Annotated in this window: 26 protein-coding genes; 10 read left to right on the forward strand and 16 right to left on the reverse strand. The window is 70.5% G+C overall.

Going from position 1 to position 23,957, the window contains the following annotated elements; genetic code table 11:
• Positions 1 to 20: 20 nt before the first annotated feature.
• Positions 21 to 1,793: a glycosyltransferase family 2 protein gene (locus AC0VY3_RS06270; RefSeq protein WP_475549155.1), complete on the reverse strand. Its 1,773-nt coding sequence runs from the start codon at positions 1,791 to 1,793 to the stop codon at positions 21 to 23.
• A gap of 387 nt (positions 1,794 to 2,180) precedes the next feature.
• Between AC0VY3_RS06270 and AC0VY3_RS06275 the strand changes: the two genes are divergently transcribed.
• Complete coding sequence (locus AC0VY3_RS06275) at positions 2,181 to 3,002, forward strand: phosphatase (RefSeq protein WP_103511838.1); 822 nt, start codon at positions 2,181 to 2,183, stop codon at positions 3,000 to 3,002.
• A gap of 53 nt (positions 3,003 to 3,055) precedes the next feature.
• Here the strand turns inward: AC0VY3_RS06275 and AC0VY3_RS06280 are convergent, their stop codons facing one another.
• Genes AC0VY3_RS06280 through AC0VY3_RS06290 form a run of 3 tightly spaced genes read right to left on the reverse strand, consistent with a single transcriptional unit; the run spans position 3,056 to position 6,125 of the window.
• A complete protein-coding gene (locus AC0VY3_RS06280; protein ID WP_103511839.1) occupies positions 3,056 to 4,027 on the reverse strand; it encodes a cation diffusion facilitator family transporter in 972 nt (323 codons plus the stop codon).
• Between the two features lie 38 nt (positions 4,028 to 4,065).
• Complete coding sequence (tesB, locus tag AC0VY3_RS06285) at positions 4,066 to 4,950, reverse strand: acyl-CoA thioesterase II (protein WP_103511840.1); 885 nt, start codon at positions 4,948 to 4,950, stop codon at positions 4,066 to 4,068.
• A 17-nt stretch (positions 4,951 to 4,967) separates the two neighbouring features.
• Positions 4,968 to 6,125, reverse strand: coding sequence for an acyl-CoA dehydrogenase family protein (locus AC0VY3_RS06290; RefSeq protein ID WP_103511841.1), 1,158 nt, complete (start codon positions 6,123 to 6,125; stop codon positions 4,968 to 4,970).
• A 229-nt stretch (positions 6,126 to 6,354) separates the two neighbouring features.
• Here AC0VY3_RS06290 and AC0VY3_RS06295 point away from each other — a divergent pair, with 229 nt between their 5' ends.
• From AC0VY3_RS06295 to AC0VY3_RS06305, 3 genes are all read left to right on the forward strand, one after another.
• Positions 6,355 to 6,774, forward strand: coding sequence for a helix-turn-helix transcriptional regulator (locus AC0VY3_RS06295; RefSeq protein ID WP_030085393.1), 420 nt, complete (start codon positions 6,355 to 6,357; stop codon positions 6,772 to 6,774).
• A 10-nt stretch (positions 6,775 to 6,784) separates the two neighbouring features.
• A complete protein-coding gene (locus AC0VY3_RS06300) occupies positions 6,785 to 7,198 on the forward strand; it encodes a VOC family protein (RefSeq protein WP_030085396.1) in 414 nt (137 codons plus the stop codon).
• Between the two features lie 111 nt (positions 7,199 to 7,309).
• Positions 7,310 to 9,697 (forward strand): ATP-binding cassette domain-containing protein, encoded by a 2,388-nt coding sequence (locus AC0VY3_RS06305; protein ID WP_475549156.1) that lies wholly within the window; start codon positions 7,310 to 7,312, stop codon positions 9,695 to 9,697.
• Between the two features lie 38 nt (positions 9,698 to 9,735).
• On the opposite strand, the gene AC0VY3_RS06310 is transcribed toward AC0VY3_RS06305, so the two are convergent.
• On the reverse strand, positions 9,736 to 9,957 hold the full coding sequence (locus AC0VY3_RS06310) for a DUF397 domain-containing protein (protein ID WP_475549157.1): 222 nt from the start codon (positions 9,955 to 9,957) through the stop codon (positions 9,736 to 9,738).
• Positions 9,950 to 10,747, reverse strand: coding sequence for a helix-turn-helix domain-containing protein (locus tag AC0VY3_RS06315; protein WP_475549158.1), 798 nt, complete (start codon positions 10,745 to 10,747; stop codon positions 9,950 to 9,952). Before AC0VY3_RS06315 ends, AC0VY3_RS06310 begins: the two co-directional genes overlap by 8 nt.
• 133 nt (positions 10,748 to 10,880) lie before the next feature.
• On the opposite strand from AC0VY3_RS06315, the gene AC0VY3_RS06320 reads away from it, so the two are divergent.
• Positions 10,881 to 11,240, forward strand: a complete 360-nt coding sequence (locus AC0VY3_RS06320) for a hypothetical protein (RefSeq protein WP_475549159.1) — start codon at positions 10,881 to 10,883, stop codon at positions 11,238 to 11,240.
• Here AC0VY3_RS06320 and AC0VY3_RS06325 read toward each other — a convergent pair.
• Entirely contained in the window at positions 11,201 to 12,235 is a 1,035-nt protein-coding gene (locus AC0VY3_RS06325) for a helix-turn-helix transcriptional regulator (RefSeq protein ID WP_475549160.1), read from the reverse strand. The genes AC0VY3_RS06320 and AC0VY3_RS06325 overlap by 40 nt on opposite strands.
• 73 nt (positions 12,236 to 12,308) lie before the next feature.
• Here AC0VY3_RS06325 and AC0VY3_RS06330 point away from each other — a divergent pair, with 73 nt between their 5' ends.
• Complete coding sequence (locus AC0VY3_RS06330; RefSeq protein ID WP_475549161.1) at positions 12,309 to 12,944, forward strand: NIPSNAP family protein; 636 nt, start codon at positions 12,309 to 12,311, stop codon at positions 12,942 to 12,944.
• A gap of 51 nt (positions 12,945 to 12,995) precedes the next feature.
• Here AC0VY3_RS06330 and AC0VY3_RS06335 read toward each other — a convergent pair whose 3' ends face one another.
• Positions 12,996 to 13,490: a hypothetical protein gene (locus AC0VY3_RS06335; RefSeq protein WP_475549162.1), complete on the reverse strand. Its 495-nt coding sequence runs from the start codon at positions 13,488 to 13,490 to the stop codon at positions 12,996 to 12,998.
• A gap of 69 nt (positions 13,491 to 13,559) precedes the next feature.
• Between AC0VY3_RS06335 and AC0VY3_RS06340 the strand changes: the two genes are divergently transcribed.
• Positions 13,560 to 14,147 carry a GNAT family N-acetyltransferase gene (locus tag AC0VY3_RS06340; protein ID WP_475549163.1) on the forward strand — a complete coding sequence of 196 codons (588 nt, stop codon included), beginning with the start codon at positions 13,560 to 13,562 and terminating at the stop codon, positions 14,145 to 14,147.
• On the opposite strand, the gene AC0VY3_RS06345 is transcribed toward AC0VY3_RS06340, so the two are convergent.
• Entirely contained in the window at positions 14,131 to 15,057 is a 927-nt protein-coding gene (locus tag AC0VY3_RS06345) for an alpha/beta hydrolase (RefSeq protein ID WP_475549164.1), read from the reverse strand. The two genes, AC0VY3_RS06340 and AC0VY3_RS06345, sit on opposite strands and share 17 nt — an antisense overlap.
• Positions 15,058 to 15,287: 230 nt before the next feature.
• Here AC0VY3_RS06345 and AC0VY3_RS06350 point away from each other — a divergent pair, with 230 nt between their 5' ends.
• Both AC0VY3_RS06350 and AC0VY3_RS06355 read left to right on the forward strand, forming a co-directional pair.
• Complete coding sequence (locus AC0VY3_RS06350; protein WP_475549165.1) at positions 15,288 to 15,998, forward strand: GOLPH3/VPS74 family protein; 711 nt, start codon at positions 15,288 to 15,290, stop codon at positions 15,996 to 15,998.
• Between the two features lie 199 nt (positions 15,999 to 16,197).
• Complete coding sequence (locus AC0VY3_RS06355) at positions 16,198 to 16,773, forward strand: DinB family protein (protein ID WP_475549166.1); 576 nt, start codon at positions 16,198 to 16,200, stop codon at positions 16,771 to 16,773.
• Positions 16,774 to 16,798: 25 nt separating this feature from the next.
• Here AC0VY3_RS06355 and AC0VY3_RS06360 read toward each other — a convergent pair whose 3' ends face one another.
• The 3 genes from AC0VY3_RS06360 to AC0VY3_RS06370 all read right to left on the reverse strand — a co-directional run bounded on the left by AC0VY3_RS06360 (position 16,799) and on the right by AC0VY3_RS06370 (position 19,436).
• Positions 16,799 to 17,749: a class I SAM-dependent methyltransferase gene (locus AC0VY3_RS06360; RefSeq protein WP_475549167.1), complete on the reverse strand. Its 951-nt coding sequence runs from the start codon at positions 17,747 to 17,749 to the stop codon at positions 16,799 to 16,801.
• A 118-nt stretch (positions 17,750 to 17,867) separates the two neighbouring features.
• Positions 17,868 to 18,344 (reverse strand): hypothetical protein, encoded by a 477-nt coding sequence (locus AC0VY3_RS06365; protein ID WP_258047363.1) that lies wholly within the window; start codon positions 18,342 to 18,344, stop codon positions 17,868 to 17,870.
• Positions 18,345 to 18,599: 255 nt separating this feature from the next.
• Entirely contained in the window at positions 18,600 to 19,436 is an 837-nt protein-coding gene (locus tag AC0VY3_RS06370; protein ID WP_103512443.1) for an alpha/beta fold hydrolase, read from the reverse strand.
• 192 nt (positions 19,437 to 19,628) lie between these two features.
• On the opposite strand from AC0VY3_RS06370, the gene AC0VY3_RS06375 reads away from it, so the two are divergent.
• The gene (locus AC0VY3_RS06375) at positions 19,629 to 20,396 is read left to right on the forward strand and encodes a transposase (RefSeq protein ID WP_475549168.1); all 768 of its coding nucleotides are present in this window, start codon (positions 19,629 to 19,631) and stop codon (positions 20,394 to 20,396) included.
• Positions 20,397 to 20,545: 149 nt separating this feature from the next.
• On the opposite strand, the gene AC0VY3_RS06380 is transcribed toward AC0VY3_RS06375, so the two are convergent.
• From AC0VY3_RS06380 to AC0VY3_RS06395, 4 genes are all read right to left on the reverse strand, one after another.
• Positions 20,546 to 21,187 carry a hypothetical protein gene (locus tag AC0VY3_RS06380; protein WP_103512445.1) on the reverse strand — a complete coding sequence of 214 codons (642 nt, stop codon included), beginning with the start codon at positions 21,185 to 21,187 and terminating at the stop codon, positions 20,546 to 20,548.
• 35 nt (positions 21,188 to 21,222) lie between these two features.
• Entirely contained in the window at positions 21,223 to 21,606 is a 384-nt protein-coding gene (locus AC0VY3_RS06385; protein WP_103512446.1) for a hypothetical protein, read from the reverse strand.
• 254 nt (positions 21,607 to 21,860) lie between these two features.
• Positions 21,861 to 22,130, reverse strand: coding sequence for a DUF1905 domain-containing protein (locus AC0VY3_RS06390; RefSeq protein ID WP_457656713.1), 270 nt, complete (start codon positions 22,128 to 22,130; stop codon positions 21,861 to 21,863).
• A gap of 117 nt (positions 22,131 to 22,247) precedes the next feature.
• Positions 22,248 to 23,903 (reverse strand): PucR family transcriptional regulator, encoded by a 1,656-nt coding sequence (locus AC0VY3_RS06395; protein ID WP_475549169.1) that lies wholly within the window; start codon positions 23,901 to 23,903, stop codon positions 22,248 to 22,250.
• Between the last annotated feature and the right edge of the window lie 54 nt (positions 23,904 to 23,957).

Below are 23,957 nucleotides of genomic sequence, written 5' to 3' on the forward strand. Positions count from 1 at the left end.
GTGGCGCCTTTCGGTATGGCTCAGCTCAGCCACGGGAGCATCGGGTTGACCCACCCGGAGGCGATCAGACCGGTGAGCAGGAGGACGGCGGAGGCGGCGAGTGCCTCGGGCCAGCGGCGGGGCAGCATGCCCGTACGGGCGACCGACCGCGACCCGGACGTGAACCAGGACCGGGGCCTGGACCTGGACCCGGACCTGGACCTGGACCCGGACCCGGACCTGGACCCGGACCGGGGCCCGGCTTCGGCGAGGGGCTTCCCGGTCGGCGCGGGCGGGCGGAGCTCGGCCGACAGGTCCCGGATCAGCGGCATGTTGATCTGCAACTGGACCAGGAGATAGAGGCCGAGGCCCCAGTTGGGCTCCCAGCCGTTACGGGCCACGGCCAGCGCGAGGCCACCGGCGGCTGCCCCGTTGGACAGGACCAGCCAGACCAGCGAGACGCCCACCACCCGGCGAGCCATCGAGCCCGAACTCCCGCTGCTCCGCGCCCCCGTGGGCACCCAGGCGGCACTGCGGCCGCGCAGGGTGTGCCAGAAGGCGGTGGCGGCGGCCACGCTGGTGAGGACGTTGGCGCGGATCACCTCCACCCGCCACCGGGTCCGGCTGATCCGGGGCAGCAGCACATGCCACAGCCACAGCGGCGCGAGCAGCGGCAGGACGTGCCAGGGCCGGACGTGGTCGGGGTACCAGAACATCATCACCAGCGGCGGCAGCGGAGCGGCGAAGGTGTTCACGGCCGTGGTCAGGTAGCCGACGACGCCTTCGTAGAAGCAGAGCCGCATCCGCCAGGGTGCCTTCATCCGCTTGAGGACCGGGGTGCCGAGGAGGTGCAGGTTGCCCATCGCCCACCGGTACTGCTGGTTGACGAACGAGGTGACGGTGTCGGGCGAGGTGCCCTTGGCGACCAGGACCGGGACGTACTGGGTGCGGAACCCCCGCTCGTGCAGGGCGAGTCCGGTGTACAGGTCCTCGCTGTGGTCGAGCCGCGCGAAGCCGCCCGCCAGGTCGATCGCGGCGCGCCGGTAGACGGCGTTGCTGCCGCAGCAGATCGCGGCGTCGCTGGCGTCCCGCGAGGGCTGGATCCAGCGGAAGAACCACTCCTGCGCGGCCCCGGCGGCGCGCTGGATCCAGTCCATGCCCGCGTCGGTGTCGAAGCACTGCGGGCTCTGCACGATGCCGACGGCGGGGTCCGCGAGATACGGGACCAGGTGGCGCAGGAAGTCCGGCCGGGGCGCGAAGTCCGCGTCCAGGATCGCGATGAACTCGGCGTCGGACAGGGTGAGGGCGTGGTTGAGGTTCCCGGCCTTCTTCAGGTGCCCCCGGTCGGGGCGGACGACGTACCGGTAGCCGTGCTCGGCCGCCAGGGCCGCCACCTCGGCCCGGTCGGCGTCGTCCAGCACCCAGACGGTGAGCGCGTCGGGCCAGTCGAGGGCGGCGACCGCGCGGTAGGCGTTGGCGAGGACGGGAAGGGGTTCGCCGCAGGTCGGCAGGTAGAGGTCGACGGCCGGCAGCGCGGCGGGCCGCCAGGCGCGGACGAGCACCTCGTGCGAGGCCCGGGTCAGCCGGCGCTGCCGCAGGCTGTTGACGGAGGACAGCAGCAGGGCGGCCAGGTTCAGCCCGAGGACCGCGAGGAACGCCCACAGCGCGGGGGTCCGCAACGCGAAGGTGAACATCGTCGCCGCCGTGAACACGAAGGCCAGCGAGCTGCTCACCAGCACCCACCGGTGTTGTGGCCCGAAGTACCAGTAGAGCTCGTCGTCGGACGGAGGTTGCGGAAGGTGATGCATGGTCATAAAGCCCCCCACGGCTGCGTATGTACCCGTTTTTCTGTGCCCGTCTCCGGGTGGCCCACCTTACTGTCAAAGGTATAGACCACTTGCCCGGTAGGGCTGCGGCGGACGGAATGAGACATCGGATTGGCGCGACTTAATTGGTCCAGACCTCTGGGTGATTCCATTCGAGCCCGACGCCCGTCCGGCGGGGGAAGAGGCAGGTCACGCGAGGGTGAACAGTCCCGGAAGACTTGCCGGGCCGGGCGTGGACCGGGCGCGGACCGCACGCCGGGGCCGGAAGCCGGAGCCGGCGCGGACCGGCCGCTGACCGCACGCCCGCCGGGCCCCGGACCGTCCGACGGTCAAGACACCGGGCACGCCCCGCACACCGGGCGGCACAATGGGTCCATGCCGATACCCAGCCGCGCCGCCCTCGTCGACCACCTCGTCCGTACGCGTATCGCGGGGGACGTCGCCACGCCACGCGACAACAACCTCTCCCACTACCGCAAGCTCGCCAACGGTGACCGCCACTACTGGCTGGGCCTGGAGCTCGGCGACCGCTGGACCGACGAGCAGGACGTGCTCGCCGTGATGGCAGAGCGCTGCGGCGTCAACGACGACCCGGCGCACCGGCAGGGCCAGGACACCATCGACCCCGAGCTGACGGTCGACGCCCTGGAGCGGATGGCGGCCCGGCTGCGCAAGGCCGCCGACGGCCGCGAGCGGGTCCTGTTCGCCACCGGGCACCCGGGCGGCCTGCTGGACGTGCACCGGCAGACGGCGGACGCGCTGCGCCGCGCGGGCTGCGAGATCGTCCGTATCCCGTCCGGGCTGATCGCGGACGAGGGGCTGGTCGTCCAGTTCGCCGACGTCGCGATGCTGGAACGCGGCGCGACCCTCTGGCACACCCACTCCCCGGCCCCGATGGCCGCCGTCCTGGACGCCCTGGCCCACCTGGGCCGCCCGCTGCCCGACCTGGTCGTCGCCGACCACGGCTGGGCGGGCTGCGCGGGGCAGCGCGGGCTGGACGCGATCGGTTACGCGGACTGCAACGACCCGGCCCTCTTCCTCGGCGAGTCGGAGGGCGCCCTCCAGGTCACGGTCCCGCTGGACGACCATGTCACCGACCCGCGCTTCTACGACCCGATGACGGACTACCTGCTGCACGCGGCGGGGCTGCTGGAGGAGGAGCCCTTGGAGCCGGTCGCCGAGGAGCCGGCCGCGTAGGCGCTGCGGGCCTCAGGAGCGGCCGGGCTCCGGCCCGCCGCGACCGGTGTCGCTCAGGAACCGCCGCGCCGCAGCCGCTGCGCCCGCCCCGGTGTCGGGTCCAGATACACCCGCCGGACCGACGGGAACCGCTCGCGCAGCTGTGCCTCCGCCTCCTCGCAGGCCCACTCGACCTCCGGGGCGGTGGCCATGTCCCGGAAGTCGATCTTCGCGGCGATCAGGATCTCGGCCGGCCCCTGGATCAGCGTGGTCAGTTCCAGTACGTCCACGATGTGCGGCACCGACAGCAGCTCCTCGCGCACCCCCAGCCGCATCGCCCGGGGCAGCGGCCGCCCGATGAGCAGCTGCGCGTTGGAGCGGCCCAGCACCCACGCCACGTACACCAGCAGAACCCCGATCAGGCAGGACGCGATCCCGTCCCAGACGCCCGAGCCGGAGAGCTGCCCGCCCAGCAGGCCGCCGGCCGCCAGCAGCAGGCCGATCAGGGCCGCCGAGTCCTCCATCACCACGGCCTTCACCGCGGTGTCCGGGGTGTGCCGCAGGTAGTACGTGTCCGGCACCCGCAGCCGTGACGCCTCGCGCCGCACCTGCTTGACCCCGGTGCGCAGCGAGTAGCCCTCCAGCAGGAAGGCGACGCCGAGGACGAGGTAGGAGACGAGCGGATCGCCCAGCTCCTCGCCCGCGACCAGCGTGTGCACCCCGTCGTAGACCGAGAAGACGGCCCCGCCGACGAAGGTGGCGATGGAGGCGAGCATCGCCCAGATGTAGCGCTCGGGGCCGTAACCGAGGGGGTGGTCCTCGTCGGCCGGTTTCCCGCTGCGCTTGAGCGCGGTGAGGAGCATGACCTCGGTGACGGTGTCGGCGACCGAGTGCGCCGCCTCGGAGAGCATCGCGCTGGAGCCGCTGATCAGCCCGGCGACGGCCTTCGCCACGGCGATGCCGAGGTTGGCGGCGGCCGCCACGATCACCGTGAAAGTGGACTCCCCGCCATCAGCCGCCTCACTGCCCGCTTCCGCGTCACTCATGGTGGGGAGTATGTCCGAAATGACACCTCAGACGGTGCTCATCCCCGGGGAACGCGGACCACGCCTTCCTGGATGACCGTGATCGCCAGGCGTCCGTCGGCGGTGTAGATACGGGCCTGGCCCAGTCCCCGGCCACCGGAGGCCGACGGCGACTCCTGGTCGTACAGCAGCCACTCGTCCGCCCGGAACGGCCGGTGGAACCACATCGCGTGGTCCAGGCTCGCGCCGACCACGTCCCCGACCGTCCAGCCGCCCCGCCCGTGGGCGAGCAGCACCGAGTCGAGCAGGGTCATGTCGGAGACGTACGTGGCCAGGCAGACGTGCAGCAGCGGGTCGTCGGCGAGCTTGCCGTTCGTCCGGAACCACACCTGGGAACGCGGTTCGCGCGCCTCGCCCACCGTCGCGAACGGCGGCTCGTCCACGTACCGCAGGTCCACCGCCCGGCGCGCCTCGATCAGCCGGTCCACGACGCCGGGATCACTGAAGCGGTCCGCGTACCGGGGCAGCATCTCGGCGGCCGTCGGCAGGGTCTCCGGGTCCGGGGCGGCGGGCATGGGGGCCTGGTGCTCCATGCCCTCCTCGTGCGTCTGGAAGGACGCGGAGAGGTGGAAGATCGGCTGCCCGTGCTGGACGGCGACGACCCGGCGGGTGGTGAAGGACCGTCCGTCGCGGATCCGGTCGACGGTGTAGACGATGGGCGCGCCCGGGTCGCCGGCCCGCAGGAAGTAGGAGTGCAGGGAGTGGGCTCCCCGTTCGGCGGGGACGGTGCGGCCCGCGGCGACGAGCGCCTGGGCCGCGACCTGGCCGCCGAACACCCGGGGCACGAGCGCGCTGCGGCTCTCGCCCCGGAAGATGTCCCGCTCGATCTGCTCCAGGTCGAGCAGGTGGAGCAGATCGAGCAGGGGATCGGGGCTCTCGTTCATGGAAGGAAGATAATCCCTTACAGGCCCATGGACTTGGCGATGATCGACTTCATGACCTCGCTGGTGCCGCCGTAGATGCGGTTGACCCGGTTGTCCGCGTACAGGCGGGCGATCGGGTACTCGTTCATGAAGCCGTAGCCGCCGTGCAGCTGGAGGCAGCGGTCGATGACGCGGTGCGCGACCTCGGTGCAGAACAGCTTCGCGGAGGCGGCCTCCGCCGCCGTCAGCTCACCGGCGTCCAGGGCCTCCAGCGCGCGGTCGGCGACGGCCTGGGCCGCGTCCACCTCGGACTGGCAGGCGGCCAGCTCGAACTTGGTGTTCTGGAAGGAGGCGACGGTCTTGCCGAAGACCGTGCGGTCCTGCACGTACTCCTTGGCGAACCGGACGGCGGCCGCGGCCTGGGCGTACGCGCCGAAGGCGATGCCCCAGCGCTCGGAGGCCAGGTTGGTGCCGAGGTAGCCGAAGCCCTTGTTCTCCTCGCCCATCAGGTCCTCGACCGGGACCTTGACGTCGACGAACGCCAGCTCGGCGGTGTCGGAGACCCGCAGGCCCAGCTTGTCGAGCTTGCGGCCGACGGAGTAGCCCTCGGACTTGGTGTCGACGGCGAAGAGGGAGATGCCGAAGCGGCGGTCGTCCTCGCGCGGGGCGGCGGTGCGGGCACAGACGATCACGCGGTCGGCGTGGACGCCACCGGTGATGAAGGTCTTGGAGCCGTTGAGGACGTAGTGCGTGCCGTCTTCGGAGAGCTTGGCGGTGGTCTTCATGCCCGCGACGTCGGAGCCGGTGCCCGGCTCGGTCATCGCGAGGGCCCACATCTCCTCGCCGCTCGCGAACTTCGGCAGCCAGCGCTTCTTCTGCTCGCCGGTGGCCAGCATCTTGATGTACGGGAGGCCGAGCAGCGTGTGCACGCCGGAGCCGCCGAAGGAGACGCCCGCACGGGCGGTCTCCTCGTAGATCACGGCCTCGTACTTGTGCGAGTCGATGCCCGCGCCGCCGTACTCCTCGTCCACCTCGATGCCGAAGATGCCCAGCTCGCCCAGCTTGAGGTAGAAGTCGCGCGGCGCCTGGCCCGCGGCGAACCACTCGTCGTAGACCGGCACGACCTCGGCCGCGATGAAGGCGCGGATGGTCTCCCGGAACGCCTCGTGGTCCTCGTTGAATACCGTACGGCGCACGGGATGCCTCCTAGATCGGCAGTCGATTCGCGGAAACTCGCGGAACATGGCTAAGCGCTTGCTCAGACTCCCTTCGAAGTTACCCGCCGGTTGTGGTCGCTGTCCAGGGTGATGCTCGGCACGCGACGGACCCGGCGGAGGCCGAGAAGGCCAAGGGGCGGCCCGATTGTCAGTGGAGTGGGGGAGTATCGAGGGGAGACGGCGAAGTCGGCGGGAGGACGGTGGGGGAGTGAGGCTGGAGGACCTGGTCCGGCTGCGCCGGGCCCGCGACCGCATGGACCGCGAGTACGCCGAGCCGCTCGACGTCCCCGCGCTGGCCCGCGACGCGCTGATGTCCCCCGGCCACTTCTCCCGCAGCTTCCGCGCTGCCTTCGGCGAGACGCCGTACAGCTACCTCATGACCCGCCGCATCGAGCGGGCCAAGGCCCTGCTGCGCCGGGGCGACCTGTCGGTCACGGACGTCTGCTTCGCCGTCGGCTGTACGTCGCTGGGCTCCTTCAGCTCCCGCTTCACGGAGCTGGTCGGCGAGACCCCGAGCGCCTACCGGGCCCGCCCCCACGACGCCGGGGAGACCATCCCCGCCTGCGTCGCCAAGATGCTCACGCGACCGGTCAGGAATGGAGAAGCGGATCGGAGGCCCCGCCCGTAGCGTGAAATCCATGGACATCAAGCTCTCGCAGTGCTTCATCGCCGTCGACGACCACGACAAGGCGCTCGCCTTCTACCGCGACGCCCTGGGAATGGAGGTACGCAACGATGTCGGATTCGAAGGCATGCGCTGGGTGACCGTCGGGTCTCCCGCCCAGCCGGACGTGGAGATCGTCCTGGAGCCCCCGCTCGCCGACCCGAACGCCCCGGCCGCCGACCGCCAGACCATGGCCGAGCTGCTCGCCAAGGGCATGCTGCGCGGCGTCATCCTCTCCTCGGACGATGTGGACGCGGCCTTCGAGAAGGTCCGCGCGGCGGGCGGCGAGGTGCTCCAGGAGCCGATCGACCAGCCGTACGGCGTCCGCGACTGCGCCTTCCGCGACCCCTCCGGCAACATGCTGCGCATCACCCAGGCCAAGAAGTAACACCCGCCCCCGCCCCCAGGGGCCGGAGCCCGGCACGTCGGGCCCCGGCCCCCATGCACGGACAGCAGGCTCCGCGCACCAGCAACGGCCAGTTTTGGAGAGACGACGAGCATGGCTCCGCGAACGAAGACCCAGCAGCCGCCCGCGCCGCACGCTGCCGACAGCCACGACCTGATCCGCGTGCACGGTGCGCGGGAGAACAACCTGAAGGACGTCAGCATCGAGCTGCCGAAGCGCCGGCTGACGGTGTTCACCGGTGTCTCCGGCTCGGGCAAGAGCTCACTGGTCTTCAGCACCATCGCCGCCGAGTCCCAGCGGCTGATCAACGAGACCTACCCCGCCTTCGTCCAGGGCTTCATGCCCACCCAGGCACGCCCCGACGTCGACGTGCTCGACGGCCTGACGACCGCGATCATCGTCGACCAGCAGCGCATGGGCAGCGATCCCCGCTCCACCGTCGGCACCGCCACCGACGCCAACGCCATGCTCCGCATCCTCTTCAGCCGGCTCGGCAAGCCGCACATCGGCCCGCCCGGCGCGTTCGCCTTCAACGTCCCCTCGGTGACGGCCAGTGGCGCGATCACCGTCCAACGCGGCAACAAGAAAGCGGAGAAGGCGACCTTCAGCCGCACCGGCGGCATGTGTCCGCGCTGCGAGGGCCGGGGCACGGTCTCCGACATCGACCTCACCCAGCTCTACGACGACTCCAAGTCGATCGCCGAGGGCGCGTTCACCATCCCCGGCTGGAAGTCGGACAGCTGGTGGACCGTACGGATCTACGCCGAGTCGGGCTTCCTCGACCCGAACAAGCCGATCGCCAAGTTCACCAAGCGGGAGATGCAGGACTTCCTCCACAAGGAGCCGACCAAGGTGAAGGTCGAGGGCTCCACCCTCACCTTCGAAGGACTGATCCCCAAGATCCAGAAGTCGTTCCTGTCCAAGGACCGCGAGGCGATGCAGCCCCACATCCGGGAGTTCGTCGACCGCGCGGTCACCTTCGCCACCTGCCCCGAGTGCGAGGGCACCCGGCTCACCGAGGGCGCCCGCTCCTCGAAGATCAAGGAGATCTCCATCGCCGACGCCTGCTCGATGGAGATCCGGGACCTCGCGGAATGGGTCCGCGGCCTGGACGAACCCTCGGTCGCGCCGCTCCTCGAAGCCCTCCAGCAGACCCTGGACTCCTTCGTGGAGATCGGCCTCGGCTACCTCGCCCTGGACCGCCCCTCCGGCACCCTGTCCGGCGGCGAGGCCCAGCGGGTCAAGATGATCCGCCACCTCGGCTCCTCGCTCACCGACGTCACCTACGTCTTCGACGAGCCCACCATCGGCCTCCACCCGCACGACATCCAGCGCATGAACGACCTCCTGCTGCGCCTGCGCGACAAGGGCAACACGGTCCTGGTCGTGGAGCACAAGCCGGAGGCCATCGCCATCGCCGACCACGTGGTCGACCTCGGCCCCGGGGCCGGTACGGCGGGCGGCACCGTCTGTTTCGAAGGCACCCTGGACGGCCTCCGCTCCTCCGACACCGTCACCGGCCGCCACCTCGACGACCGGGCCGCCCTCAAGGACGAGGTGCGCAAGTCCACCGGCGCGCTGGAGATCCGCGGCGCGACCTCGCACAACCTCCAGAACGTCGACGTCGACATCCCGCTCGGCGTCCTCACCGTCATCACCGGTGTCGCCGGCTCCGGAAAGAGCTCGCTCGTCCACGGCTCGATCCCGGCGGGCGAGAACGTCATCTCGGTCGACCAGAGCCCCATCAAGGGTTCCCGCCGCAGCAACCCGGCCACGTACACGGGCCTCCTGGAGCCGATCCGCAAGGCCTTCGCCAAGGCCAACGGCGTGAAGCCCGCCCTGTTCAGCGCCAACTCCGAGGGCGCCTGCCCCACCTGCAACGGCGCGGGCGTCATCTTCACCGACCTCGGCATGATGGCCAGCGTCTCCAGCCCCTGCGAGGACTGCGAGGGCAAGCGGTTCCAGCCGTCGGTCCTGGACTACCACCTCGGCGGCCGCGACATCAGCGAGGTCCTCGCGATGTCGGTCACCGAGGCCGAGGAGTTCTTCGGCTCCGGCGAGGCGGCCCTCCCGGCGGCCCACAAGATCCTCGACCGCCTCGCGGACGTCGGCCTCGGCTACCTCAGCCTCGGCCAGCCGCTCACCACCCTGTCCGGCGGCGAACGCCAACGCCTGAAGCTGGCCACGCACATGGCCGACAAGGGCGGCGTCTACGTCCTCGACGAGCCGACCACCGGCCTGCACCTCGCGGACGTGGAGCAGTTGCTCGGCCTGCTGGACCGCCTGGTCGACTCCGGAAAGTCGGTGATCGTCATCGAGCACCACCAGGCGGTCATGGCCCACGCCGACTGGATCATCGACCTCGGCCCCGGCGCGGGCCACGACGGCGGCAAGATCGTCTTCGAGGGCACCCCGGCCGACCTGGTCGCGGCCCGCTCGACCCTGACGGGCGAGCACCTGGCGGAGTACGTGGGGGAGTGAGGCGTCGGGCCCTCTCCGCCTGTCTTCCGTCTTGCGGATCAGGCGGAGAGGGCCCCGCGCTTGACCGCGTCCACGAAGGAGGCCCACCCGGCGGCGGGGATGAGCAGGGCGGGCCCACCGGGGACCTTGGAGTCGCGGACGGGGACGGCGGTGGGGTGGTGGTCCTGGACCTCCAGGCAGCTGCCGCTGTCACCGTTGCTGTAGGACGACTTGCGCCAGTTGTCGAGGAGCGGCGTCATCGGGACGGTTTCGCTAGCCATGGTCTCTGAAGCCCTTCGATGTCGCCTTCATCGCTGCCAGAGACTCCTTCAGCGGCAGCGCGTCGCTCAGGCCGAGAGTGTAGTTGCCCTGGAACGCCTCGACCACGGACGGCGAATCGTGCAGCTTCCCCATCCGCAGCCCTTCGCTGTAGGCGACCGGAGGCTGGTCGTCGAACCACATCAACGTCAGCATCCCGTCCAGCAACGGGTGGTATCCGAGTCCCAGCGGAAGTACATGCGTACGGATGCGTTCCGATTCCGTCAGAGCGACGATGTGGTCGATCTGCTCGGCCATGGCTGCGGCACCGCCGACCGGGCGTCGTAGCACTGCCTCGTCGAGCACTGCCCAGACCACTGGTGTTGCCGGGTTCTCGAGGATCTGGGCGCGTTTCAGGCGTGCGACAACCGCCCTGTCACGTTCGGCAGGGCTCATCGAGGGAAACGCCCTGCCGAGAACCGCTCGTGCATACGCCTCGGTCTGAAGGATTCCCGGAACCAACGAGGGCGCGAACTCTCGGATCACCGTCGCTTGCTGCTCAAGGTGTTGTACAGGTGCGAAGTAATTCGCTAGTACTTCATTGTCCGCGCCAGGCCGGAAGGTGGTCAGCACATCGCCCGTCCCCAGGGCCATGTCGAGCCGCCGGGCATCCTCCTCGCTCGGCATGCGACGCCCCGCCTCGATGTGCGAGATGTGCGACCGCGTCATCAACGCCAGGTCCGCGAGCTGCTGCTGCGTCAGGCCGGCCGCTTCGCGCTGCGCCTTCAACCATGTGCCATAGGTGTTACTCACAGCCAACTCCCGTGCGACGAACGCGGTGTCACCACAAACCCTCTGGCGAGCCTAGCCGCGCCGCTCGCACGCTGTGAGTGGATCGCTACGCAGCGAAGAATTCACCCCCACCGCTCACGGAGTTGACGCCCTCATGAAGGAACAACCGCTGGACACCGTCCGCCTGCTCCCCTGGACCGGAACGACGGGCAGGCCGTGTTACGTCGTCGGCAACGGCGAAGGCAAGGTCTCGCGTGAGGCCGACAAGGTCGAGGCCATGCAGCTCGGCATGGCGTACGAACTCCTCGACCACGCGGACGACATGGTCGCGGACGACATGGTCGCGGACGACGGGTCCACGACCGTACAGCTCCGCCATGTCGCCGCCGCACTGGCGCACTCGCTGCGGGACGTGCACCGGGTCGCCCGGAGCCGTGGCCTGAGGCTGGGCATTCCGGACGCCTTCGAGCCCGATCATCCGTCCGGCCCGGGGATGGTCCGGCTGCGGCCCTGAGGCCGCGGTACGGGGGCTGCCTCCGTGCCGTAGAGGGCGGCCAGTTCGCGGGCGGTGGCGGCGAGGCGGTCGCGTAGTTCGGCGGGTTCGACTACCTCCAGATCGGCGGCCAGCTTCAGGAACTCCGCATGGGCGTGGTCGAGCGACTCGATGGGGATGGTGGCCCGGATCCAGCCGTCCGCCTCGGCCGTCCCGGTCTCGGTGACAGCCCTGTCCGTCACCTGGCCCAGCCGCTCGCGGACCCGGGCGACGCCGCGCGGCGACAGGCGTACGACGGCCTCGCCCGTGTGCAGCCGGGCATGGAAGCCGGTGAGGTGGTCGCCCCAGTAGGCGGCCAGGTCGAAGGCGATGGGCGGCTCGAACGGCTCGTCCAGGGTGTGGAGTTCGAGGATCTGGTCGACCCGGTACGTGCGCGGGGAGCCGCCGTCCGCAGCCGCGACCAGGTACCAGCGTCCGGCCTTGAGGACCAGCCCGTACGGTTCCAGGCGGCGTTCGACCTCGGTGGGGGCCTTCCAGCGGCGGTAGCGGACGCGTATCGCGTACCGGTTCCAGACGGCGGCGGCGACGGCGGTCAGGTGGGGCGTCTCGTCCGCGTTCCCGTACCAGCCCGGTGCGTCGAGGTGGAACCGCTCCTGGACGCGTACCGCCTGCTCCCGCAGCCCGTCGGGGAGGGCGGCCCGCAGCTTGAGCTGGGCCCCGGCCAGCACCTCGCCGAGACCGAGTTCGGCGGCGGGGCCGGGGAGCCCGGCTAGGAAGACGGCCCGGGCCTCGTCGGTGGTGAGCCCGGTCAGCCGGGTGCGGTAGCCGTCGAGGAGGCGGTAGCCGCCGCCGTGCCCGGCGTCGCCGTACAGCGGGATGCCGGCCGCGCCGAGGGCCTCGACATCGCGGTAGACGGTCCTGACCGACACCTCCAGCTCCTCGGCCAGTTCGTGGGCTGTCATACGGCCCCGGTTCTGGAGCAGCAGGAGGAAGGAGATGAGCCGTCCGGCGCGCATGGCGGGGATTATGCCCGGGTGGGGGGAGATCCACTGACAGAAGGTGTCAGGGGGTCGGTTCTAGCCTGCGGCCATGAACTACACGGCTCTGACCGAGCACCGTTCGTCCGTCGTCGAACTCCGGCAGTACACGCTGCATCCCGGGGCCCGGGACACCCTGATCGAGCTGTTCGAGCGGGAGTTCGTGACCGGTCAGGAGGAGGCGGGTATCCGCGTCGGCGGCCGGTTCCGGGACCTGGACGACCCGGACCGCTTCGTCTGGCTGCGCAGCTTCCCCGGCATGGCGGAACGCGCTCGTGCGCTGCACGCCTTCTACGGCGGCCCGGTCTGGCGCGCGCACCGGGACGCGGCCAACGCGACGATGGTGGACTCGGACGACGTACTGCTGCTGCGCGGCCCGGCGGTGCCCGATCCGGCCGGGGCCCGGGTGGTCGTCGCGACCATCTGCCACCCGCTCGGCCCGGCGGCCTTCGCGGACCAGGTCGAGCGGCGGCTGAGCGTGGAGCTGCCGGCCGGGGCGGTGCCGCCGGAGATCCTGCGTACCGAGCACGCGGAGAACACCTTTCCGGCTCTGCCGGTGCGGACCGGCGAGGATGTGGTGGTCTGGTTCACGGCGGAGGAGCCGGCAGACCTGCCGGTCCTGTCAGATCTTTCGGACCGCCTGAGCCGTCCGCCGCAGCGGCTGCGCCTGAGCCGTGTGGACGGGTGACCGGGGTGGCCGGGGTGACCGGCCCGGCCCGGCCACGCGTCGCACGGTGCTTCAGACTCCGGCCGAGCAGAACACGCACACATCCCAGAACGGCAGCCCGCCCAGCACCCGGTGACGTACGCACGAGGCCATCGCGGCGTTCTGCGGCCCGGGCAGGACGTCCGCACCGGCCTTCGCGGTCGCGGGGTCGAACGCCTCCACCATCGCCCGGTACGTACGCAGACAGCCCTCCGCCCGGGACGGCTCGTACGTCAGCTCCTCCCACCGGTGGCGGGTGAGCACCAGATCGAGGACGCGCAGCACGAAGTCCTTCGCCGCGGACCGCTCCTGCGGCGTGTCACCCCAGGAGAGGTCCGCCAGGTCGAAGCCGACGACCCCGCGCCCCGTCATGCTCTGGTCCTGGAGCGTCAGCAGGGCGGCGAAGCGGAAGTCCCAGGGCTCACGGGCCAGCGTGGACACGGAGAGCATCAGTACGTCCACGAACACGGCGGTGCCGCCGTTGGTCATCTCCAGACAGCGGCCGTCACCGCCGTAGAAGCTGTTCATGTCCCCGAGCGTAGAGAGCGTGAGGGAACGGCCTTGACGCGCGGGCTCGCCGCCGGGTGACCATGAGCCGTGATCCGTACGTTGTCGACGCCTCCCGCCATGGCATCCGGCTGCCTCTCCGACGCCCCGCAACCCGTGCTCCCGGCGGGCGACGGTCTGCTGCTGCGCCCCTGGGAACGGGCCGACGCGGCGGCTTTCCTCTCCGTGTACCAGGACGAGGAGACCCGGCGCTGGCACACGCGCCGCCCTTCGACCGTGGCCCAGGTGGAGGCGTGGTTCGACGGGTACCGCCAGGACTGGGAGCGCGAGAAGGGCTGCCACTTCGCCGTCGTACGCGAGGACGGTGACGTGCTCGGCCGCATGGCGCTGCGCCGCCTGAACTTCGACGACGGCGTGCCGAACGCCGCGTACTGGGTGCTCCCGGCCGCCCGTGGAGCGGGGGTGGCCACCCGGGCGCTCGTGGTGCTCAGCGCGTGGGCCCTGGACGACATCGGCTTCCACCGCCTGGAGTTGGACCACTCGACGCGCAACGCCGCCTCGTGCAGGGTCGCGACCGAGGCCGGCTACCGGCTGGAGGGCACCAAGCGCAACGCGGCCGTGCACGACGACGGCCGGCCCGACATGCATCTGCACGCCAGGGTCAGGGGCGACCGCTGATCCGGTCGCGCAGCCAGGAGTTGACGCCGTCGATCGCGGTGGCGGCCAGGGCGGTGGGGTGGCCGGTGAAGCCGTGGGGCGCTGCGGGGTAGACGCGCAGTTCGACGTCGTTGCCGGCCGCCGACAGCCGCCCGGCCATGGTCAGGTTGTCCTCCAGCAGGATGTCGTCGCCGCCGACGACCAGCAGCGCCGGAGGAAGGCCGCTCAGGTCGGCGTAGAGGGGCGAGATGTCGGGAAGGGTGCGGTCGCGTTCCGGCACGTGGCCGACGTACGCCTGGATGAAGTACTCGTCCGCGATGAGGCGGCCGCTCGGGGTCCGCGCGCTCAGGTCCCAGGTGCCGAAGCGGAGCGCGGCCCCGGTGAACCGGTCGGCGACGCCCCGGTCCCGCAGCCGGAGCAGGGTCGCCAGGGCGAGGGTCGCTCCTGCCGAGCTTCCGCCGATCGCCAGCCGTGATGTCCCGAAGCGGGCCTCGGCCTCCTCGACGAGCCAGAGCGCCACCGCTTCGCAGTCGTCGGGGGCGGCGGGCCAGGGGTGCTCGGGCGCGAGCCGGTGGTCGACGCCGATGACGGCGATCCGGAGGGCGTCCGCGAGCGCGCGGTGGCGTGCGTCGTCCTGGGCGGAGGTGCCGAGGTAGAAGCCGCCGCCGTGGATGTCCAGGCAGACGCCCCGGGGCGGACCGTCGGCAGGCAGGAAGATCCGGACCGGGACGCGTACTCCGGCGGCCTCGACGGTCTCTTCGACGGCCGGGGGAACGACGGCGCGGGGTGCGGGCTTCTTCGCCCGCGCCCCTTCCAGCTCCTCGAAGGTGGCGGGACCACGGCCTGCGACTCTCGACCGGTAGAAGGCGCGGGCTTCGGCGATCTGCTCGGCGGGCACGTCGGCGAACAGTGCTTCCAGGGCGAATCGCACGCGTCGCTCCTTCTCGGCCGTATCGGTCGGCCGTCTCGACCAGCTGTCTCGGCCATGTGGGTTGCAACTGGATGCTATCGGCGCGGCCGCGAGGCCGGGCGGCCTTGTCGTGGAGCCGGACATGACGTCTGTCATGAACAGTGGTGACAGGACGCAGGGCTCTCCGCGCCCTTCCGGGCCTAGCGTGAACGAAAGCCCGCGTTGCCGAACCCGACGGTTGGAAACGGACCATGCAGAAGCGGAACGAGAACGAGCACATCGAGTACAACGAGCACGATCTGCTCATCGTCGAAGACCTGACGCTGCTGATGATGGACGACAAGTCCGGGGCCATCGCGGGGGAGGGCACGCTGTACTACACCCTGGGCGGCGCGGTCCTCGTGGAGCTGGGCCTCGGCGGTCACATCGCGGCCGACGAGAACGACCAGGGACTGAACGGCGTGAAGGTCCACGCCGTCAGCAGCCGTACGCCGTCGGATCCGCTGCTCCGGGCCGCTCAGGCGAAGGTCGGTGAGCGGGTGCGCGGCGTACAGACCCTGCTGATCGAGATCGGTACGGGGGTGGTGAAGCGGGAGACGGTGCTCGACCGGCTCGTGGAGCGGGGCATGCTGCGCCAGGAGACCAAGAAGACGCTGGGCCTGTTCCGTACGACGTCGACGACGGTCGCGGACACCGGGTACAAGAAGGCGCTGGTGGAGAAGGTCCGGGCCGTCCTGATCGACGGCGCGGAACCCGACGACCGTACGGCGGCTCTGACGGGACTGCTCTCCGCGAGCGGCACGCTGCCGACCCTGCACCGCTCCATCCCGTGGTCCGGCCAGGTCTACAAGCGGGCGAAGGAGCTGGAGCAGAGCAGCTGGGGCGCGGAGGCGGTGAACGCGGCGGTGATGCGGACGGTGGCGGCGATCTCGGCGGGTACGGTCGTCGCGGCGACCAGTTAGGGGCTGTCCGACGGCACCCCGAACAGCGTGCCGATAGCCATCAGACACCAGCCGTCAGCCGCATGCTGGTCGGCGACCTGTTGGTGGGCCGATTCCTGCGGCCACGTACCCGGGAACGACTGGTGGTCCCGTTGGTCGCGCTGGCGGGGCTGCCCTCACCGCCCCTCACCGACCGGCTCGACAGATAGGCTCGCGCCGCATGATCGATGACTTCGCGAAGGACAACCTGCACGGGAGACTGCGGCGGGACCGCCAGGCGCTGCTCTGGAAACTCGACGGCCTGTCCGAGTACGACGTCCGCCGACCCTTGACGGCGACCGGGACCAACCTCCTCGGCCTGGTCAAACACGTGGCCTCCGTCGAGGCCAGGTACTTCGGCGAGGTCTTCGACCGGCCTTCCCCGGAACCGCTGTGCCGGTGGCAGGACTCCGACGGCAGCGACCAGTGGGCGGCGGAGGACGAGACCCGCGAAGAGATCATCGTTTTCTACCGGCGTACGTGGGAACACTCGGACGCGACGATCGACGAGCTTTCCCTCGACGCCCCCGGTCATGTGCCGTGGTGGCCGGAGCCTTATACCCACACGAACCTGTTCGCCGTCCTGGTCCATGTCCTGGGCGAGACCATCCGGCACACCGGGCAAGCCGACATCCTGCGCGAGGGCATAGACGGCCGGACCGGGCTGCGCGCCGAACAGGAGCGGCCGATCGACGAGGAAGCCCGCGCGGCCCACCGCGCGAAGATCGAGCGGACCGCGAGGTCGGCCACACGCTGACGCACGCGAACGACGTGGAAGGTTCTCAGGCGGGGCGGCGGGCCATCCACGTCTCGCGCGTGGACCGTACGACGAGGTCGTCGCGGTGGCGTACGTCCTCGGGCCCGACGCCGACGAGCCGGTCGAGCGCGGCCAGATCCTCGGCACCGACGTACCCGTCGAGGGTGCCGCGGATCCGCTCGAAGACGAGGAAGGCGTACCGCCCCGCCCCCTCGGGCAGCGGGGCGCGCAGCTCCCACCGCTCGGCGCGCTCCTGCTCGACGGAGAGGCCGGCGGCGGCGAGGAGAGAGCCCCAGTCGGCACCGCGGTGCGGCATCCGCTCGGCATGCAGACCGTCGAGGGCCTCGCGGCAACGAGCCTCCAGCTCACCCCACGGGCCGTCCTCGGGAAGGAACTTCGGCATCCCGTCCACCTCGGCGACGGCCAGCAGCCCTCCGGGACGCAGCGCGGCGCGGATACCCGCGAGTGCGGTCGCGGGGTCGTCCAGGTGGTGCAGGGACGCCGACGCCCAGACGAGGTCGGCGTCGACGACCCCGGGCAGCCCCGCACCGGCGTCGGCCTCCAGTGTGCGCACACGGTCGCCCAGACCCCGGTCACGGGCCGCGGAGGTGAGCCGCTCCAGCATGGCGGGCGAACTGTCGACGGCGGTCACGCGGGCGGTCGGGAACTGCTCCAGCAGGGCGAAGGTGCCGGTCCCGGTGCCCGAGCCGAGGTCGACGATGTGCCGGACGTCGTCACCGGCCAGACAGGCGATACGCCCGGTGAGCGCGGTCAGACGGGGCGCGAAGAGGGCGGCGTCGAGGTCGAGGATCTCGGGCAGACCGTTGGGCGTCGCGTCGGAGCCGTGGGTGTGGCTGTGGCCATGTCCGTGGGCGTTGTCGTGAGTGTTGCTGTGACCGTTGCCGTTGCCGTTGCCGTGGGTGTGGCTGTGATCGTGACGGTGGGCGGGGGCCGTGGTGTGCGCGTCGTGAGCCATGCTGTCGAGCGTACGACTGGATTGCGCAAGGCGCATATGGACTTGCCGATAGCGCAAGAAGGAGGCGGTCGCGGCGGCCCCGCGCGCAAGGCGGAACAGAGGGCGGGCCGGATGGATCTCACCCGCCGGTACGGGGTGTGCGCCCAGCTGGGACGGGAAACCCAGCGAGCCCGTGAGCAGTGCCCGTGTCCGTGGTGGTGCCCATGGTGGTGCCGTCAGGCTTCCGCCCGAAGGCCGCCTCCAGAACGGCGGGGAGGTCTTCCTCGGAGACCGTGGTGCGCACGTCCGCCAGAACCCGGGGAAAGCTCTCGTCGTCGATGGCGCCCATGTGCTCCTGGCGGAGCCGCTGGATGATCTCGACGAGCTCCGGTCTCAGCCGCATCCAGGCACGGGAGGTACGGATCTCTTCATCGACCTGGCGCATGAACCAGCGCATGACCTCGTACGGGACGTCGGCGTGCCCGGCCTCGGGGTTGAAGCACACCGTGGGTTCCCGCGCCGGATCCTCGTCGGGGACGATCGCGGTCACGAGCATCCGCTGCCCGGCCACGAGATCCAGTTCCAGGTACCAGGCGTCATCGGGCACGGAGTACATCGAGGTCCTCAAGGGCAGCCGCTCGGGCCCGGTGACGAAGGGCAGCGTCTCCTTCGGCGAGGCAAGCCTGGGCGCGAAGCCGTCCCCGGTCCGCTTCGGCAGCCGGCCGGGCTGAGGGGCTCCTACGTGAGCGCCTAAAGGCTGTCCCGCAAGTCGTGGTCGTTCGGGGCTCGGCGGTCAGTTGGGGATGGGGCGTGCTCCGCTTCGCGTGCCAGAAGGGGTGCCAAGCGCCGCCGAACCGCTCGAACGACAAGCTCATCCCTTGATGAACTCGATGATCTGCGGGGCGATCTTCTTTGGAGCCATGACGACGGCGCCATGGTTGAGTCCGGGCAGAGTGCGGTGGTCGGCCTGCGGCAGGATCTCGGTGACGGCGAGGGCGGCGCGCTGGAATGCGGCTGGACTCTTGCCACCGGTCAGCACGCGGGTGGGTAGGGCCACCCCTTTCCACTCCTCGGCATCGAGCGGCTTGCCTTGCTGAGTATCGCCCATGACCGCGATGTCATAGGGGAGAGTGCTGGCCAACTTGGTGAGGTTTGCCCACATCTTCGGCATGAGCTTCATGAAGAACACGGCGATGCCGGGCATGCCCTGCACCCTGGTCATGAAGTACTTGACCGCGTCGCTGTGCCGGCCCTCCGCAAGCAACGCGGTGATCTGCTGCGCGAGGTCCTTAGGCGGTCCGTCGTCGCCTTCGCCGACTACGAACGGCGGCTCGTACAGAGCCAGGCGGTCGACGTTGACTCCGGCCGCGGCCGCGCGCAGGGCGAGGACCGCTCCGGAGGACGAGCCGAACAGCGACGCCGAACCGCCGACGTGTTCGACCAACGCGGCGATGTCTTCAATCTCGCGGTCGGGGGCGTAAGTAGCGGCGTCCCCGCTGGCACCGCGTCCGCGCCGGTCGTAGTTGATCACAGTGAAGTGGTGGGCGAGGAGAGTCGCGAGTTTGGCTGTGTCCGAGCGGTCTGCCAGTGCCGAGGCAACCAGGACGACGGCCGGCCCGCGGCCCGACTGCTCGAATGCGATCTCGGTGCCGTCGGCGGAGGTGACTCGGGCCTCGGCTCCGGCCGACTGCTCTCGCGCTGTTGCCATGTTCGTCTCTCCGGTTCACGTAGGGGCCGTACTGCTGTGGTGTGCGTTGCTGCCAATAGGACCCCCGCAGTGCAGGAAACTCATCGGTGCGCCAGGCTTTCGGTGCCGAAGTCCTCGCATCTCGGAGAGGACGAACCCCCTCACGCAGAATCGAGGGCATGGGGCGGCAGCGGCAACTGGGATGATCCAGTTGTGACTGGTGTGATTACGGCATCGCAGCCGTCCCGGATAGCCCCGTTCACCGGGCTGAGCCAGCGTTCCTTCGGCAAGCTGGTGACGGTTCTGCGGCGCGAGGGTGCGGACGCCGTCGGTAGAGGGCGGCCGTGGAGCCTGCCTCTGGAGGACCGGACGTTGCTGGTCGCGGCTTACTGGCGAACAAACTTGACGATGCGGCGACTCGCACTGCTCTTCGGTGTGTCGAAGTCCGCAGCAGACCGGATCATCGACCATCTCGGGCCGATGATCGCGCTCCGGCCACGCAGGTCTTTCGACAAGGGCACCGTACTGATCGTGGACGGGACACTCGTGCCCACCAGAGACCACACCATCGCCGAGCGGTCCAAGAACTATCGGTACTCCACCAACCACCAGGTCGTCATCGACGCTGACACTCGCCACGTCGTCTTGGTGGGCCGCCCAGTACCCGGCAACCGCAATGACTGCAAGGCATGGGAGGAGTCAGGGGCCAAGGCTGCCGTTGGCACGACCATCACCATCGCCGACGGCGGCTATCCGGGCACCGGACTCGTGATGCCTCACCGGCGCCGCAAAGCCGAGGCGCTGCCCGACTGGAAGGAGGCCCACAACAAATCCCACAAGCAGGTCCGCGCCTGGGTCGAGCACGTCTTCGCCCGCATGAAGAACTGGAAGATCCTCCGTGACTGCCGCCTCAAAGGCGATGGTGTCCACCACGCCATGCTCGGCATCGCCCGGCTGCACAACCTCAACCTCTCCGGCTAGATAAGCGGCCGGATTGATCGCCTCCCACGTTCCCGTCCGTCAGAGATCATTTACGGGACAGCCCTTTAGTAGGTGAGCCACCGACGGACAAAAGGAGCAGCCCCGAACACACCCGCTCACGCCGGGCGCCGTTCCACGCCCGCCCGCCCTCAACAGCGCAACCCGACGACACCCCAACCACGCAGCTCGGCCTGCCCGATGACGTGACCCCACCCTCGGATCAGCCCGGCGAAGGCGTCGAAGTCATTGATCCGCCCGAAGTCGGCACGGGAGTGCTGCTCGAACGGGCCACGCATCAGGTCCAGTTCAGGGCCGACGGAATCCCAGAGAACCTTGAGCGAGGAGACGGTGGACGGCCGGCACCACAACAGATGGTTGGCGTACGCAGGGGCCTCGTCCACCGCCGCGAGCGCCGACGCCTCCCGGACGCCCTCTTGATCGGGCATGTACGCAAGCCCGCCCCAGAACAGAGGATCGATGAACCGGTCCACGCCCGACCGCAGCCCCGGCTCGACGAACGCCCGGATCTCCTCCCACCGTTCACTCGCCCAGAAGTGATCCTTGTACGAGGAGCCGACAGCCCCGAAGTCGAACTTCCCGAACCAGCCGGCGGCCGGCGGGGCGGGCCAGAACCACTGGGGCTCGACGGACGGCGGCTGGTCCGGCCCGCCGGCCCACCACTCCTCGTCCACCGAGTCGGTGGCCTCGTACAGCACTGCGTAGTGCTGATCCTCCGGTACCGACATGAGGTGGTCCCAGTCGACGATCAGCACGTCCATGCATATGCCCATGGCGGTAAAGCGTAGACGGCGGGCGGTGAGCTTTATCAGCCGAAGATGATCGCGACGTCCTTGGTCAGACAGAACCTCATGACGGCGACCAATTGGCGGGTGTCATCGATGCGTCGTTCGAGAACTGGATCGCCGGCGTCGTGCCGCTGCTCGTCGGCGATTGCCTCCAACCGGGGCAGCATGAAAGCGCATTGAGCGGGCGTGAGGTCCGGGCCATCGTCATCCGGATGGTTGAGCAGCGGTGCCAGCGTTGTGGTGACGCTGCTCCACGGGCGGTCTCCGTCGAATCCGTGCATCTCGGAAAGGGTGAACCCCTCGGCCTTTGCCAGCCACTCCCTGAACATGTTGAATCCGGTGTAGGACCAGGATATGTCCGGGCTGGTCACATCGTCGTCTCCGGGGAACAGCGTGAGCCCCATCGTGGCCTCCTGAATTGTCCGGAGTTCAGAATCGATGGCGGGGAGCGCGTCGACAACTGAATTGATGCGCGGTGTTCAACGCCCGGCCGGGGCGCGGCCAGTCGCGGTTGTCGCGGTTGTCGCGTACGACGGTGAATCCGGCCGATCGGTAGAACGCCACGGCCGCCTCGTTGGCGGCCGGAGCCAGGACGGCCACAGCGCTCGCGCTCGCGTCGCCGCCCGGCGCGGAGTCCAGCGCCCTGGTCCGCCCCTGGTCATCCGGCGATGCGCTCCTCCAGGTGGACCGTCACGCTGTCCCCCTCCTCCTTGCCGATCGCCTTGCGTACGTCCGCCTTCACCGGCAGCTTGTGCGTACCGTCGCCCAGGGCCATGAACGAGCTCCGGAACGGATGGCCGTCGATGGTGCCCCGGACCTTCACCAGGCCACGGGTGCCGAAGAACTCTGCCGATTCGGGCCACACGACGTAGGTCCAGCCGCCCTTGCTCGGACTCTTCCGCAAGGTCGCGGTGAATTGCTTGTCCATCGTCGATTCCCTTCCTTTCCTTCCCTCACCGTGGTGTTCACCAGTAGGACGTGGGCGGACGCGGAAACTCATCGGCGGGCGCGGAGAGCGGTCGAAGGGCCCCTGTGTCCTGCGGTTTCAGCCCTGTCGCAGGGCGAACCACAGCTCCGTCCGTACGTCCATGTCGTCCAGGTCCATGCCCAGCAACTCCCCGCACCGCCCGATGCGTTGGCGCACGGTGTTGCGGTGGACGGCCAGGGCCACCGCCGTACGATCCCAGTTGCCGTGGAGCGAGAGCCAGCAGCGCAGGGTGTCGGCCAGCGGCGCGGTGAGCGGGGCGAGGAGGGCGCGGGCGTGCGCGGCCGCCTGTTCGGGCGGGACCAGGGCGGCGAGGCCGCTCGCGGGCGCGTCCGTCGTCAGCGTGGCCCGGGTCGCCTGTGCGTGGGCCAGGGCGCGGGCGGCCAGGTGGTCGGCGGCGTCGAGAGCGGTGACGGGGGTGGGGGCGGATGCGCCGAGCGTCCAGCCCGGCTGCGGGGTGACCCGGGCCGGTTCGGGGGCGGTGGCGGTAGCCGTGGCGGTGCGTGCATGCGTGTCGGGCTTGGCGGGGGGCGGAACCGGATTCGTTCCTGGGGCGCTCGGCAGCAGTACCCGTACCGGCTCGCCGTCCCCGCGTCCCGCGTCGACCAGGGCCGTGCCCAGCGACGCGCCCAGGGCACCGGCGGTCAGGGCGTCCGCCGGGGCGCCGTTCGTACGGCGGGCGTGGATCACCGTCCAGGGGCCGGTGGCGCCGAGGAGCGGGGCCACCTCGGCGGGGGAGGCGCCCAGGAGCATGCGGACCAGGGCCGCCGAACGGCCCGCCGCGTCCGCGCCCTGGTGCGGGGCGGCCAGGAGGGAGAGGAGGACCACCGCGATGCCCGCCACCGTGTGGTCGCCGGGCTCCCGCCGCCGGGTCGCGAGTGCCAGGACCAGGCCTTCGGCGCCGCCCAGCGCGTACGCGGCCAGGTGTGTGTCGCCGTGTGTGTCGGTGGCCGAGGTGGGGGCGCCGGGGCGTTCGCGGGCCACCACCCGGGCCAGCCGGGTCAGGGCCGCCGCCGTCCGCGGTGCGGGGTGGCGGCCCGCCGCGGAGGTCCCCTCGGACGGTCGGCGGCCCGCCGTGGGGGTCTCCTCGCCCGGGGCGCGGCCCGCCGCGTGGAGCTCCTCGCCCCGCGCCGTCAGCAGGGCCGCCCGGCCGCCGAGCTGCGCCGCGAGCTGGTGGAGCACCGCCGGTACGGGGTCGGGGCGGGCCGCGGCCGTCGCCAGGGCCTGCTGGGCGCGGGTCACCCGGCGCAGCTCGCGGTGGCGTGCCTCGGCCATCAGCCGCCACACCGCCCGCGCGATCGTGGTGAACGGGGTCTCGGGCGGCACCTCCAGCAGCGGCAGGCCGTACCGGTCGCACGCCTCGATCAGCGCGGCCGGCACCGTCTCGTGCACCGGGCGCACCCCGAAGCCCAGCGCCGCCGCCCCCGCCTCCACCAGCCGGCCGACGTAGTGGTCCGGGTCCGTCAGTAGCACCCCGGCGCTCAGCAGCAGCTCGCCGCCGAGGAGGTACGGATACGGGTCCGCCATCTCCGAGGTGTGCACCCAGAGCAGATCGGCGTCGGCCGGGCCCGCGATCCGGCGCAGGCCCAGCTCCTCCCTGGACAGGAGTTCCGCCAGCGGGATGGGCGGGGTCGGCGGGCCGGGCGGTGAGGGTGAGGCCGAGGGTGAGGCCGGAGGTGGGGGCGAGGTCGGGGTTGGCATGGATGGTTCATCCATTCCGTGCGTAGGAAATGGAGGAAACGTACACTTCAGCGTCGGCTTTCGGCCACC

Source organism: Streptomyces sp. iso_384 (assembly GCF_056172905.1).